Here is a 14,029-nt window from a genome sequence, read left to right as displayed (position 1 = left end):
GCGGGGCCTTCTGATGAGGAGCAAGGTCGGTTCCCGATACTACAGGACCGGGAGGTAGCGCTCGATTTCGAACTCGGTGACCTGGGTGCGGTAGGCGTCCCATTCGGCCATCTTGTTTTCCACGAGGGCGTTGTGCAGGTGGTCGCCCAGCACTTCCTTCATGAACTTGGACTTCTTGAGAGCCATGGCGGCTTCGTACAGGGAGCCGGGGAGCGCCTTGATCTTGTTGCGCTTGAGCTGACGCTCATTCATTTCGAAGATGTCCTCTTCCACCGGAGCGGCGAGGTTGTAGCTCTCTTCGATGCCCTTCAGGCCGGCGGCGAGCTGAACGGCCCATGCCAGGTACGGGTTGGCTGCCGGGTCCGGACAACGCAGTTCCATACGGGTGGCCATTTCCTTGCCCGGCTTGTACATGGGCACGCGGACAAGGGCGGAGCGGTTGCGGCGCGCCCAGGCGATGTAGACCGGCGCTTCGTAGCCCGGGACCAGACGCTTGTAGGAGTTCACCCACTGGTTGGTCACGCAGACGAATTCAGGAGCATGCTTGAGGATACCTGCGATGTAGGATTTCCCTTCAGCGGACAGGTTGTACTCGTCGGCTCCATCGTAGAAGACGTTCTTGCCGTTCTTGAACAGGGACTGGTGAACGTGCATGCCGGAGCCGTTTTCACCGAAGATCGGCTTGGGCATGAAGGTTGCGTAGCAGCCGTGCTTGCGGGCGGTTTCCTTGACCACCACGCGGTAGGTCATGGCGATGTCGGCCATTTTCAGGGCTTCGTCGTAGCGAAGGTCGATCTCGTGCTGGGACGGAGCGACTTCGTGGTGGGAGTATTCGACGTTGATGCCCATGGCTTCCAGCGCGAAAATGATGTCGCGGCGGATGTTGTTGCCGAGGTCGAGCGGCGGAGCGTCGAAGTATCCGCCGTGATCCAGAATCTCGGTGCTCTGGTCATCGGAGAAAAGGAAGAATTCGAGTTCCGGGCCGACGTAGGAGGTGAAGCCCTTTTCGGCGGCCTGTGCAAGAACGCGCTTCAGCACGCCGCGGGAGTCTGCGGCGAACGGGGAGCCGTCCGGGTTGACCACGTCGCAGAACATGCGTGCGACCGGGCGCTCGGAAGGACGCCAGGAGCAGATCTGGAACGTGGTCGGATCGGGCATGGCGACCATGTCGGACTCGTCGATGCGGCAGAAGCCGAGGATCGAGGAGCCGTCAAAGCCCATACCTTCCTCAAAGGAAGCTTCCAGCTCCTTCGGGGTGATCTGGAACGACTTCAGGGTGCCGAGGATGTCGACGAACCAGTACTGAATGAAGCTGACGTCGTAGTCTTTGACAGCCTTCATTACATCGTCGGCGTTCTTACAATTGAAAACGGGAATTTCCATATTTTCCTCCAGAGTTTTGCTGGTTGGTTTCAGGCAAACGTTCCATGTCGAACGGGGTGCTTTATATCAAGTCGCGTACCAAGTGCCAAAAAAACATTCTTTTCGGACCCTTATGAACTTGACCCTCTATAACCACCTCCCGGACAGACCGTAAAATTACGTTTTTTGTTAAAACTAGCCTCTGTTTTGCCGCGCCGATTGTTCAAAATTGTAAAGAGCAATTCGAGCCCGCACACCCCCTATATTTCATTCTGGACAAAAGTGTCAATACCACTATGTGCATCGTCGTTCAAAAGCTTCTCTGCCCTCAAACCTGTGGAGCCCTGCCTCCCGCATGGCCTCAAAGGCGGCACACAACTCACTCTCCGAGACCATCCGCGAAGTCTCCGGATGCCCGTGCGCGTCAAGACATGGATGATACTGCCCCATGACGTTCACCCATGTCCGCATCGAGAGTCTTGCCAGCCACTGCGCCCACTGCGCGCTGCCCGCGGCCCCCAGCGGCATGACCAGATGGCGCACCAAAAGTCCCCGCCGGGCCCTGCCGTTCTCGACAACAAGGTCACCCGTCTGCCGGTGCATTTCCGCAACCGCATTCCGGGCGCACTCCGGGTAGTCCGCCGCCTGCAGCAACCGTTTCGACAACGCCTCGTCCCACATCTTCACGTCCGGCATGTAGATATCCACCACGCCATCCAGCAGCTTGAGCGTCTCCACTGCATCGTACGCGCTCGAATTGAACACCAACGGCAACGAGAGGCCATGGTCCACGGCCACGGGCAACGCTTCAAGAATCTGCGGGACAACGTGCGAAGGAGTGACGAAATTGATATTTCCGCACCCCTGCCGCTGCAAATCGAGCATCACGCCCGCCAAATCCTCGGATGACGCCTCCGGGCCCGCCTCCGGGTCCCGGCTGATGCCCGCGTTCTGACAGAAGATGCACCCGAGGTTGCAGCCAGAGAAAAAGATCGCCCCGGAGCCGCCGCGCCCCACGAGCACGGACTCCTCGCCGTAATGCGGTCCAAAGCTTGCGACATGCGCGTGCCGCCCCGCGCCACACCAGCCTGTTTCGCCCTCAAGGCGATTCACCCCGCAACGGCGCGGACACAGTTCGCACTCCTCCAACATGGCCAGAGCCCTGTCTACGCGCCGCCCAAGCTCACCTGCGTCATGCAATTCAGTGTAATTCGGACTTTTCGTCACCCGCTCTTCCTTTTCATTCATCATGGCAACGGGACACGCCTGAACCTCTTTCCCCTTCCCATCGTGGAGAATTATGCGCTACAGTCACGGACAAAAACAGGATTTCCTCATGAAAATACTTCTTCTCATATGTTGCCTCGCGCTTGCCGCATGCGGTGACATTGCCCCGGAAAACGGCAAGGCCGAACGCAGCGACTTCACTCCGGAAGCCACTGCCCTGTCTACGCTTGAGAGCGTCCCCCGCACCAGCGAGGCCGTCGGAACCGTGCAGGCCCGCACCGATATCCGCGTGGAGGCGCAGGTCACGGGCCGCGTGCTTGAAGTCCGCGTAAACCCCGGCGACAGCGTCAAAAAGGGCGATGCGCTTGTAGTGCTCGACAGCCGCCAGTCCGAATCCCGGCTGGAGCAGGCCAGACAGGGCCTTGAGTCCGCCCGCAGCGGCATGGAGCAGGCAAGAAAGAGCGTGGCCGCAGCCAAGGCGGCCTACGACAAGGCTAAATCCACCTATGAAAGAATGAAGCAGTTGCGCGCCCAGCAGGTGATTACCGAAGAGGAAACCGAAAAGGCCGAAACCGCCTACCTTCAGGCACAGGCCGAACTCAGCCGCGCCCGCGCCGGACTGCGCGGAACCGAATCCAACGTGGAACAGGCCAGAAAGGCCGTACAGGAATCAGAAATCAGCCTCGACTACACCACCATCACCGCGCAGGAAGACGGTGAAGTGGCCAAGCGATTCGCCGATCCCGGCGACCTCGCCTTTCCCGGCAAGGAGTTGCTGACCCTGCAGACCGGCGGCAGCCTGCGCCTTGAAGCACAGGTCCGAGAAGGGCTTATCAGCAGGCTGCGCATCGGCCAGAGCGTGCCCGTGGTTATCGCGGCCCTCGGCCCCAACGCCGAACAGACCGGCGTCATCCGCGAAATCGAACCGCTGGCCGACCCGGCCACCCGTTCCTTCGTGGTCAAGGCCGAGCTCCCTGACCTGCCCGGCCTCTTTCCCGGCATGTTCGGACGCCTCCTCGTCCCGCTGGATTCAGGAGAAGCCGTGCTTGTGCCTAAAAACGCCGTGCGCCGCGTGGGGCAGCTTGAAACCGTGCTGGTCAAGACCGGCGACGACTGGCAGCGCATCCACGTTCGCACCGGACGCACCATAGACGGCAAGGTGGAAATCCTCTCCGGCCTGACCGGAGGCGAGACCGTGGCCGTGGGAGGCGCAGTCCGATGAGTGAACAGCGCGGCATCATCGCGTCCATAGTCCAGTATTTCCTGACCTCGCAGATGTCGGTGGTCCTCATCGTCGCCGCCCTTGCCATGGGCGCGGCAGCCATCATGGTGACTCCTCGCGAGGAGGAGCCGCAGATCGTGGTTCCCATGGCCGACGTGGTTGTACAGGTGCCCGGCGCATCCGCAGAGGAAGTGGAACGCCTCGTGACCGCCCCGCTGGAACGGCTGCTCTGGCAGATCGACGGCGTGGAGTACGTCTACTCCACCTCGCGACGCGACTCCGCCGCCGTAACGGTCCGCTATTTCGTGGGCGAGAACCGCGAGGACTCGCTCATCAAGCTGCACAACGCCATCACCAAGAACCTCGACATGGTGCCCGGAGTGGTCTCGGGCTGGGCCATCAAGCCCATCGAGATCGACGACGTGCCCATCGTGAACCTGACCCTGCACGCCGAGGACGGCTTCGAGGACCGATACTCCGGCCACGACCTGCGGCGCATGGCCGAGGAGCTCTTTCACAGGCTGGCCGAGACCGAAGACGTCTCCCGCCTGAGCCTGCACGGCGGCCAGCCTTCCGAGGTCCGCGTTGAGCTCTCCCCGGAACGCATGGCCGGGTACGGCATTTCTCCACTGCAGGCTGCCGAAGCCTTGCGGGGGGCCAACCGCTCCCTGCCCGCCGGGGCCTTCGTGCATGCCGACGAACGCACCGAGCTTGTCAGCCGCTCGTTCCTGATGACCCCGGGCGAAGTGGCCTCGCTGGTGGTTGGCGTGTCCGAGGGTCGCCCGGTCTACCTGCGCGACATCGCCACCGTGGTGGACGGACCTGCCGAGCCGCAAGCATACTCCCGCATCGGGTTCTCGGACCGCTTTCTCAAGGAAAACGGACGCGACGGGGATCGCTCCCGGCCCGCAGTGACGCTGGCGCTGGCCAAGAAACAGGGCACCAACGCCGTGGACGTTGCCGAGGACATCGTGCGCCGGGCCGAGGAGCTTCGGCAGAACGTGCTGCCGGACGGCGTGGCCGTGGAGGTCACGCGCGACTACGGCAAGACCGCGCAATCCAAGGTCAACGACCTGCTGGAATCGCTCCTGTTCGCCATCGTCACCGTGGTGGCCCTGCTGGCCGTGGCCCTTGGCCGCCGGGAGGCCCTCGTGGTGGCCGTGGCCGTTCCCGTGAGCTTTTCGCTGGCGCTTTTCTGCAACTGGCTCATCGGCTACACCATCAACCGCGTCACCCTCTTTGCGCTGATCCTGTCCCTCGGGCTGGTGGTGGACGACCCCATCACCAACGTGGATAACATTCAGCGCCACATCCTGATGGGCCGCAAAAAGCCGCTCGGGGCAACGCTGGACGCGGTGCAGGAGGTGCTGCCCCCGGTCATCATGTCCACGCTGGCCATCATCGTCTGCTTCCTGCCGCTCTTTTTCATCACCGGCATGATGGGCCCGTACATGGCGCCCATGGCCGCCAACGTGCCCCTGACCGTCACCTTCTCCACACTGGCCGCCCTGACCGTGGTGCCGTGGATGGCCTACATGCTGCTTCGCAACCACGGCCCGGCCAAAGGTGAAGCACCCAAGACCGACGACAGCGACTCGGTGAACCCGAAGCTGCTGGCCTTCTACACTCGCGTCCTCTCCCCGCTGCTGGACAGCTCCCGCAAACGCCGCGTGCTCCTTGTCGCCATCATCGCGGGCCTCGGCCTGTGCGGGGCGCTTGTGCTTTTCCGCATGGTCCCCCTCAAGATGCTGCCCTATGACAACAAAAACGAGCTGCAACTGGTGGTGGACATGCCCGAGGGCACCACGCTGGAACGCACCGACCGCGTACTGGCCGACTTCGAGCAGTACCTCGCGGGAGTGCCCGAGGTGGACAACTGGGTCACGTTCGCAGGCTCGCCCTCGCCCATGGACTTCAACGGCATGGTCCGCCACTACTACTGGCGGGAAAAGCCCGAGCTGGGCGACATCCGCATCAACTTCGCGGACAAGTCCCGGCGGCAGGCCCAGTCCCACGCCATCGGCCTGCGCCTGCGCGACGACCTGACCGACATAGCCGACAGCCACGGCGCAACGCTCAAGATCGTGGAATCCCCGCCCGGCCCGCCGGTCATCGCCACGCTCACCGGCGAGATATACGGACGCCCCGGCCAGCCCTACGAAGACCTTGTGGCCGGAGCCCGGCATGTAGAGGGTTTGCTGAAACAGGCCCCCGGCGCAGTGGACACGGACACGTCTTCGGAAACCGACCGGCAAATTATCGACTTTATTATCGACAAGGAAAAAGCGGCATTGCATGGCGTGAGCACACAGGACATCGTCCATACCATGGGCATGGCCCTTGGCGGTGAGAACGTCTCCTCGGTGCACGTTCCGGGTGAGCGCCAGCCGCTCCCGGTACGGATGGTGCTGCCGCCGTTTCTGCGAACCGGACCACAGAAGCTCGGCGAGGTTCGCATGAAGACCGCCTCCGGCAAGATGGTCCCGCTGGCCGAGCTGGGCACGTTCCGAACCGTCCCGGCGGAACAGCCCATCTGGCACAAGAACCTGCGCCGCGTGGCGTACGTCTTTGCCGAGACCGCTGGCACCCCGCCCGGAGAGGCGGTCATCGACATGGGCGGCTCGCTTGAAAAGAACCCGCTCGGCCCCGGCCTGAGCGTGGACTGGACCGGCGAAGGGGAATGGAAGATCACCATCGACGTGTTCCGTGACCTCGGCATCGCCTTTGCCGCCGCCCTGCTGGGCATCTACGTGCTGCTCATCGCCGAGACCGGCTCCTTTGTCATGCCCCTGCTGATAATGTCGGCCATCCCCCTGACCATGCTCGGCATCCTGCCGGGCTTCTGGCTGCTCAACATCGTGGCCGGTGACGTGGTCGGCGGCTACGGCGATCCGGTGTTCTTCACCGCCACCAGCATGATCGGCATGATCGCCCTCGGCGGCATCGTCATCCGGAACTCGGTGGTGCTCATCGACTTCATCCACAAGGCCAAGGCGCAGGGCCGCGACCTGCGCGACAGCATCATCATGTCCGGCGCTGTCAGGCTACGGCCCATCGTGCTCACGGCGCTGACCACGGCGCTCGGCGCATGGCCCATCACGCTGGACCCGATCTTTTCCGGTCTTGCCTGGGCTCTGATCTTCGGACTGTTTGCCTCCACGCTCTTCACGCTGGTGGTCATCCCCACCGGCTATTTTGCTCTGTATGGAAACAAAACCGCGTAATCGTCACCAAAACGCAAACCATATTACGAAATTATCATTCACAAGACGTTGTTATTCGTATTTACAGACGTCACACCTCGCGACTACTGTACCCCGAAATACCGGGACAGCGTGAAACGTGCATTCTAAGGGGGAGAACTCATGAAACGATTCAAGGACTGGAGCCTACGGCTCAAAATACTTGTTCCTACTTTTTCCATCGTGCTGGCGATCATGGCGGTCAGCACCTACATAATGACATCAAAAGCCCAGACCATGGCCATCACCATGGCCAAGGAGCAGGCGCAGGACAAGGCCAAGGGCTACGGCAACGACATGGCCAAGACATTGAACCTCGCCATGACCGTCACCAGAACCCTCGCGGCAACCTTTGAAAAAGCGACCCAGCACACAAACGTCCCGGACAGGGAAATGCTTGACTCGGTCATGAAGGACACGCTCAACCGCCACCCCGGACTTGCAGGAGCATGGATCGCGTTCTTGCCCGACACGTATGACGACCGGGAAGACGAATACAGGGACAAATACAAGGGCACCTACCGCAGCTGGCATTACAGGGAAGGGGCCGAAATCGTGGTCGTCTACGAAGGGACTGAGAACATGGTCGGGCACGAGTGGTTCGACAACCCCCTTGCATCAGACCGTGAAAGCCTCAGCAATCCTTACGAATGGGAAATCGAAGGCACGAAATTCCTGCTGTCGTCCACGGGCCTCTCCATTGAAAAGAATGGTCGCAACGTCGGTGTCATCGGCGTGGACTTCTATCTGGACGATCTTCAGGAAAAGGTTCTCGAAATCAAGCCCTTTGAAACAGGGTACGCCTTCCTCGTCACCAACGACGGCGTCACCGTGGCCCACCCGAATGACGACAAGCTGAACAAGCCCTTCGGCGAATACATAGACCCCGAGCATCGCAGGCAGGCCATGCAGGCGGTGGAAAACGGCCGGGACTACAGTTTCACCATGATCTCTCCGGAGAGCGGGCAGGAAGAGTACGTCACCATCGAACCCATCACCGTGGGCAAGACCGGCGTGCCGTGGGGCCTCGCCGTGGTCATCCCCATGGACAAGGTCCTTGAGCAGGCCAACTCCTTCGCAGTGGTCGGCAGCATCATCGCAATCGGCGCGATCATTATCCTTTTCATCGTCCTCTACATCATCGCCAACGTTATTACAGCACCCGTGACCAAGGGCATCGGGCTGGCCCAGAGCCTTGCGGATGGCGACCTCACGCAGGACATCGACGTGCATCAGGCCGACGAAGTCGGCGTGCTGGCCGACGCGCTCCGGCGCATGAGCCGCCAGCTCCAGACCGTCCTCGGCGACGTGCAGTCCGCCACGGATCAGGTGGCCTCGGGCAGCGAGGAGCTGGCCTCCTCGTCGCAGGCCCTTTCGCAGGGTGCCACCCAGCAGGCCGCCAACGTCGAAGAGGTGGCCTCCTCCATGGAAGAGATGGCCTCGAACATCCAGTCCAACGCCCAGAGCGCCACCGAGACCGAAAAGATCGCCCACGCCGCGGCCCGAAACGCCGAAAAGAGCGGCCAGTCAGTGCGTCAGGCCATGACCGCCATGACCGACATCGCGGAAAAAATCTCCGTGGTTGAAGAAATCGCGCGGCAGACCAACCTGCTGGCGCTCAACGCGGCCATCGAAGCGGCCCGCGCAGGGGAACACGGCAAGGGGTTCGCGGTGGTGGCCGCCGAAGTCCGCAAGCTGGCGGAGCGAAGCGGCAACGCGGCAGCCGAAATCAGCGAGCTTTCCGGCTCCACCATGAAAGTGGCCGAAGAGGCCGGAGACATGCTCGACCAGCTCGTCCCGGACATCAAGAAGACCGCCGAGATGACCGAAGGCATCGCCGCCGCCAGCAACGAGCAGAACGACGCCGTGGACCAGATCAACAAGGCCATCCAACAGCTCGACTCGGTCATCCAGCAGAACGCCTCTGCTTCGGAACAGGTCTCTTCCACGTCGGAAGCCCTGTCCGCCGAAGCCCAGCAACTGCAACAGACCGTAAGCTTCTTCAAGCTGGATTCCGGCCACAATCAGCCCCGGCCAACAGTCAGGAATGTCAGGAAGAAAAACCCTGTGGCCACCACGCAGACCACAAGACGTCCCAAGCCCATCACAAGCGCCACCAACACCGGCAGCGTGGAACTGGACATGGGCCCCGAACCGGACGACTCCGACTTCGAACGCTTCTAGCCAACACTTCGGGCGGGGAACAAATCAGTTCCCCGCCCTTTTTCCTGCCTGATTCCATCGACAAAATGAATGTGAATGTCGCCTGTGCGACAGTTCCATGGTAGACTCCCTGCTATACGATGGATTCATACCATTGCCGGAGTACATGCGTTTTTCCGACCTCGATATTGTGGACGAACTTGCCCGGCCTGAAAACGAGGCCCTGCGCAGCTCGTTCCATTCGCGCAGCTTTGCCGCCGGAAGCAGCATCTTCACTCCCGGGGCTGACGAAGACCTGGTGTTCGTCGTCAAGTCCGGCAGGGTGCGCATTTACCTCGCCTACGAAGACAAGGAATTTACCGTCGCCATCCTTGAACGCGGCGACATCTACGCATCGCACACCCGCGCCTACGCACAGGCCATGACCCACGCGGAGATTCTCGTCACCGGAACCGGAGAGTTTCGCAAACGCATGGCAGCCCTGCCCGGCTTCTCCTCCACCATGGTCCGCGTGCTCGGCGTACTGCTCAAGAACGCCTTCTCCATCATCGACGGCCTCGTCTTTCAGGACAGCAGCCAGCGACTCGCCTCACTGCTCATGCATGAAGCAGACGAAAGCCTTGCCAAAACCGGCGAAGCCGTCGCCCGCCTGAACCTCACCGTGGAAGAACTCGCCAAAATGCTCGGCGCCACCCGCCAGACCGTCTCCACCCTGCTCAACGACATGATCCGCACCGGCATCCTCGAAAAACAGGGGCGCGGCATCTACAAGGTGCTGCAAATGGACCGATTGCGCGAAATAGCCAACCGTTAAGGCCATTTCACACGTTTTCGGTCCAATTTGTCGGCTATCCGACAGACGCAACCTTCCTTCGGGACTATCCTGCATGTCAGGACTAGAAATTATACACAAGGGAGACGTGTATGGGAAAGGAACCAAGGCCCGTTGAAGAACTGTCCATTTGGGAAGATGCCCAAAGGATGCTGGAAAAGGCCCGGCGTGACGGCGTGGAGACCGCGCACGACCGCCTGCAGGAACAGACCCCGCACTGTAAATTCTGCGAACTGGGAACCACCTGCCGCAACTGCGTCATGGGTCCCTGCCGCATCAGCCCGAAAAAGAACGGCAAAATGCAACGGGGCGTCTGCGGCGCGGATGCCGACGTCATCGTGGCCCGCAACTTCGGCCGCTTTGTGGCGGGCGGCTCCGCCGGACACTCCGACCACGGCCGCGACCTCATCGAGGTGCTCGAGGCCATCGTCGAAGGCCACACCAAGGACTATGAAATCCGCGACGAAGCAAAGCTGCTGCGCCTTGCCGGGGAGCTCGGCATCGAAACCGACGGCCGCCCGGTCATGGACGTGGCCTCGGACATGGTGGACGCCTGCTACAGCGACTTCGGCAGCCGCCGCAAGTCCGTGGGCTTTTTGACCCGCGCCCCGGAACAGCGCCGCGAACTCTGGGAAAATCTCGGCATCACCCCGCGCGGCGTGGACCGCGAAATCGCCGAAATGATGCACCGCACGCACATGGGCTGCGACAACGACGCGCCCAACACCATGCTGCACGCCGCACGCACCGCCCTGTCCGACGGCTGGGCCGGCTCCATGATTGGCACCGAACTCTCCGACGTCATCTTCGGCACCCCCACGCCCAAGCGCTCCAGCGCAAACCTCGGCGTGCTCAAGGAAGATCAGGTCAACATCCTCGTCCACGGCCACAACCCCGTGGTTTCGGAAATGATCCTCGCCGCGGCCCGCAACCCCGAGATGATCGAGCGCGCCAAAAAGCTCGGGCAACCGGCATCAACGTAGGCGGCCTGTGCTGCACCGGCAACGAGCTGCTCATGCGCCAGGGCATCCCCATGGCGGGCAACCACCTGATGACCGAACTGGCCATCGTCACCGGCGCGGTGGAAGCGTGGTCGTCGACTACCAGTGCATCATGCCCAGCCTCGTGCAGATCTCCGGCTGCTACCACACCCGCTTCATCACCACCGCAGGCAAGGCCAAGTTCACCGGCGCGACCCACTTCGACATCCACCCCGAAAACGCCATGCAAAAGGCGCTCGAAATCGTTGCCATGGCCGTGGACGCCTACGCCGAGCGCGACCCCGCCCGCGTGGAAATCCCCGTGGAGCCCGTTGAAATCATGACCGGCTTCTCCAACGAAGCCGTGCTCGAAGCCCTCGGCGGCACCCTCACCCCCCTGCTCGACGCGGTCAAAAGCGGCGCGATCCGCGGCTTCGTGGGCATCGTGGGCTGCAACAACCCCAAGATCAAGCAGGACAGCGCCAACGTGGGGCTGGCCAAGGAACTCATCAAGCGCGACATCATGGTCCTTGCCACCGGCTGCGTGACCACAGCCGCAGGCAAGGCCGGGCTGCTGGTGCCCGAAGCCGCATCCATGGCGGGCGACGGCCTCAAAGGCGTCTGCGAAGCCCTCGGCGTCCCGCCCGTGCTGCATCTGGGAAGCTGCGTGGACAACTCCCGCATCCTGCACCTGTGCGGTCTGATCGCCAAGGAACTCGGCGTGGACATCAGCGACCTGCCCGTGGGCGCTTCCTCCCCCGAATGGTACTCGGAAAAGGCGGCCGCCATCGGCCTCTACGCCGTTGCCTCGGGTATCCAGACCCATCTCGGCCTGCCGCCGAACATCCTCGGCAGCGAGACCGTGACCGATCTGGCCCTCAACGGCCTGCAGGACATCGTGGGCGCGGCCTTCCATGTGGAACCCGACCCGATCAAGGCTGCCGACCTGCTCGACGCCCGCATCAAGGACAGAAGAACCAGGCTCGGCCTGTCGGAATAACAAGGGAGAAGGGCCATGAAACTCGCATTCGCCGGAAAAGGCGGCGTAGGCAAGACCACGCTGACCGCATGGGTAGCCGACTACCTCGCCGCCCAAGGAGAGGACGTCTGGCTCGTGGACGCGGATACGGCCCTCTCGCTCGGGCAGGCCTCGGGACTCTCCCGCGAGGCCCTGCCCGACCCCCTCATCAGGCGCGACGACCTCATCCGCGAGCGCATCGGCTCCGGAATGCTGCACCTCAACCCCGACGTCAGCGACCTCCCGGAATCCATCGCCGTGGACCTGCCCCTCGGCCGCCCGCCCCGCCAAGACATCACCCCGGGCAAAAAACGCCTGCTCGTGATGGGCTCGGTAAGCGGTGCCGGAGGCGGCTGCGCCTGCGAAGCAAACGCACTGCTCAAAGCCATGCTTGCCAACCTGATCATAGAACGAAACGAATGGGTCCTCGTAGACCTAGAAGCAGGCGTGGAACACCTCGGACGAGGCACTGTCGCCTCCGCCGACGGACTCGTGGTGGTATCCGAGCCGAGCCGACGCGGACTCGATACCGCCGCAGACGTCGCCAAACTGGGCCGCGAACTGGGACTAGCCAATCAGGCGCTGGTCCTGAACCGCGCGGAACCGACAGACATCCCCCGCATCAACGGCCTGCCGGAACGCACACTATTCATGCCCGAACTGCCGGAGCTCAAAGCCAGACAACTCAGCGACCCAGCCGTAGTCGGCCTCGCCGATCACACCCAACCAGACGAAATAGCAAACAAACTCCTCAACGCTCTTGGCAGGCAAGTGTAAACCACAACACAACTGCCACGACCGCTTCCTCACCGAAAACGCCCCGTCCTCCTGCGGGGCGTTTTCATTTGCACCGCCATCAGGCGTCCGCAACACCCCAACAATACTGCCGCAACCGGCATGGTGCCTCCGGCGGCCCTCCGGGGGCTTAAAACCTTTCGGGAAAGGTTTTAAGAATTCCAAAGCTTTTTGGCGCGCCTTCGGCGGAGTTGTCCGGTCGCGTGAGATATTCGACTCTTGCCGATGCCTTCAAGTCTGGGGGGTGCAGAGGGGATTATCCACTTTGCCGGGTGCGGGGCAGCGCCTCCTCGCCGAAGACATAGAGAACACCTGCCTCCGGCGGCCCTCCGGGGGCTTAAAACCTTTCGGGAAAGGTTTTAAGAATTCCAAAGCTTTTTAGCGCGCCTTCGGCGGAGTTGTCCGGCCGCGTGAGATATTCGATTCTTGCCGACGCATTTAAGTCAGGGAGTGCAGAGGGGATTATCCCCTCTGCCGGGTGCAGGGCAGCGCCCTGCCCCCCGGAGGGCCGCCGGAGGCCCAGACACGACAAAGGGCCGGTTCCAAACGGAACCGGCCCTTTAATATATAATCAACCCTCTGAGAGGACTTAGGCTTTTGCCAGAGCTTCTTCGGGGGTGACGGAGTCGAGGTTGAAGGCTTCACCGACTGCCGGGCAGGTCAGGGTGCCGCCCATGGTGTTCAGGCCGAGTGCGAGTGCGGGGTCGGCCTTGAGGGCGTTGATGCCGTCTTTTGCCAGACGCATGGCGTAGGGCAGGGTCTGGTTCACGAGGGCGAAGGTGGAGGTCCGGGGCACTGCGCCGGGCATGTTGGCAACGCCGTAGTGAACCACGCCGTCGACCACGTAGGTCGGGTTGTCGTGGGTGGTTGCCTTGATGGTTTCCACGCAGCCGCCCTGATCGACTGCGACGTCGACGATGACGGAGCCGGGCTTCATGGTGGAGAGCATGTCGCGGGTGACGAGCTTCGGAGCTTGGCGCCCGGGACGAGGACCGCACCGATGACGAGATCGGCCTGCTGCACGGCGGCGCGGATGTTCGGCTCGGTGGAGCTGACGGTCATGAGGCGACCGTCGAAGATGTCGTCGAGGAACTGCAGGCGCTTGTGGGAGAGGTCGAGCACGCGGACCTGTGCGCCCATGCCCATGGCGATGCGGGCTGCGTTGGTGCCGACGATACCGCCGCCGAG

General features: G+C 62.2%; 8 protein-coding genes and 2 pseudogenes. 7 read left to right on the top strand and 3 right to left on the bottom strand.

The window, feature by feature from the left end:
- Nucleotides 1-39: 39 nt before the first annotated feature.
- Together JCM12178_RS07870 and JCM12178_RS07865 are read right to left on the bottom strand one after the other, a co-directional pair.
- Nucleotides 40-1,383 (bottom strand): glutamine synthetase family protein, encoded by a 1,344-nt coding sequence (locus JCM12178_RS07870; RefSeq protein ID WP_054650282.1) that lies wholly within the window; start codon nucleotides 1,381-1,383, stop codon nucleotides 40-42.
- Nucleotides 1,384-1,656: 273 nt separating this feature from the next.
- On the bottom strand, nucleotides 1,657-2,613 hold the full coding sequence (locus JCM12178_RS07865; protein ID WP_245628671.1) for a radical SAM protein: 957 nt from the start codon (nucleotides 2,611-2,613) through the stop codon (nucleotides 1,657-1,659).
- An 85-nt stretch (nucleotides 2,614-2,698) separates the two neighbouring features.
- On the opposite strand from JCM12178_RS07865, the gene JCM12178_RS07860 reads away from it, so the two are divergent.
- The 7 genes and pseudogenes from JCM12178_RS07860 to JCM12178_RS07835 all read left to right on the top strand — a co-directional run bounded on the left by JCM12178_RS07860 (nucleotide 2,699) and on the right by JCM12178_RS07835 (nucleotide 12,823).
- Nucleotides 2,699-3,811 (top strand): efflux RND transporter periplasmic adaptor subunit, encoded by a 1,113-nt coding sequence (locus JCM12178_RS07860; RefSeq protein WP_054650336.1) that lies wholly within the window; start codon nucleotides 2,699-2,701, stop codon nucleotides 3,809-3,811.
- Entirely contained in the window at nucleotides 3,808-7,035 is a 3,228-nt protein-coding gene (locus JCM12178_RS07855; protein ID WP_054650280.1) for an efflux RND transporter permease subunit, read from the top strand. Before JCM12178_RS07860 ends, JCM12178_RS07855 begins: the two co-directional genes overlap by 4 nt.
- A gap of 141 nt (nucleotides 7,036-7,176) precedes the next feature.
- A complete protein-coding gene (locus JCM12178_RS07850; RefSeq protein ID WP_054650278.1) occupies nucleotides 7,177-9,237 on the top strand; it encodes a methyl-accepting chemotaxis protein in 2,061 nt (686 codons plus the stop codon).
- 145 nt (nucleotides 9,238-9,382) lie between these two features.
- Nucleotides 9,383-10,030 carry a Crp/Fnr family transcriptional regulator gene (locus tag JCM12178_RS07845; RefSeq protein ID WP_054650276.1) on the top strand — a complete coding sequence of 216 codons (648 nt, stop codon included), beginning with the start codon at nucleotides 9,383-9,385 and terminating at the stop codon, nucleotides 10,028-10,030.
- 110 nt (nucleotides 10,031-10,140) lie between these two features.
- The gene (locus JCM12178_RS20765; protein WP_369404477.1) at nucleotides 10,141-11,031 is read left to right on the top strand and encodes an anaerobic carbon-monoxide dehydrogenase catalytic subunit; all 891 of its coding nucleotides are present in this window, start codon (nucleotides 10,141-10,143) and stop codon (nucleotides 11,029-11,031) included.
- Between the two features lie 32 nt (nucleotides 11,032-11,063).
- Nucleotides 11,064-12,028: pseudogene (locus JCM12178_RS20760) on the top strand (anaerobic carbon-monoxide dehydrogenase catalytic subunit).
- Between the two features lie 15 nt (nucleotides 12,029-12,043).
- A complete protein-coding gene (locus JCM12178_RS07835) occupies nucleotides 12,044-12,823 on the top strand; it encodes an ATP-binding protein (protein ID WP_054650274.1) in 780 nt (259 codons plus the stop codon).
- A 607-nt stretch (nucleotides 12,824-13,430) separates the two neighbouring features.
- Here JCM12178_RS07835 and JCM12178_RS07830 read toward each other — a convergent pair.
- Nucleotides 13,431-14,029 (bottom strand): annotated as a pseudogene (locus tag JCM12178_RS07830) (alanine dehydrogenase); the annotation flags it as partial.

Origin of the sequence: Salidesulfovibrio brasiliensis JCM 12178, assembly GCF_001311825.1 — a bacterium.
Lineage (GTDB): Bacteria > Desulfobacterota > Desulfovibrionia > Desulfovibrionales > Desulfovibrionaceae > Pseudodesulfovibrio > Pseudodesulfovibrio brasiliensis.
This window is presented reverse-complemented; position numbering and strand designations above follow the sequence as displayed.

Bases quoted from the DNA above. Each gene is read 5' to 3' on its own strand.
- JCM12178_RS07860 (WP_054650336.1), top strand. From the start codon at position 2,699: ATGAAAATACTTCTTCTCATATGTTGCCTCGCGCTTGCCGCATGCGGT.
- JCM12178_RS07845 (WP_054650276.1), top strand. From the start codon at position 9,383: ATGCGTTTTTCCGACCTCGATATTGTGGACGAACTTGCCCGGCCTGAA.
- JCM12178_RS07850 (WP_054650278.1), top strand. From the start codon at position 7,177: ATGAAACGATTCAAGGACTGGAGCCTACGGCTCAAAATACTTGTTCCT.
- JCM12178_RS07865 (WP_245628671.1), bottom strand. From the start codon at position 2,613: ATGATGAATGAAAAGGAAGAGCGGGTGACGAAAAGTCCGAATTACACT.
- JCM12178_RS20765 (WP_369404477.1), top strand. From the start codon at position 10,141: ATGGGAAAGGAACCAAGGCCCGTTGAAGAACTGTCCATTTGGGAAGAT.
- JCM12178_RS07835 (WP_054650274.1), top strand. From the start codon at position 12,044: ATGAAACTCGCATTCGCCGGAAAAGGCGGCGTAGGCAAGACCACGCTG.
- JCM12178_RS07855 (WP_054650280.1), top strand. From the start codon at position 3,808: ATGAGTGAACAGCGCGGCATCATCGCGTCCATAGTCCAGTATTTCCTG.
- JCM12178_RS07870 (WP_054650282.1), bottom strand. From the start codon at position 1,383: ATGGAAATTCCCGTTTTCAATTGTAAGAACGCCGACGATGTAATGAAG.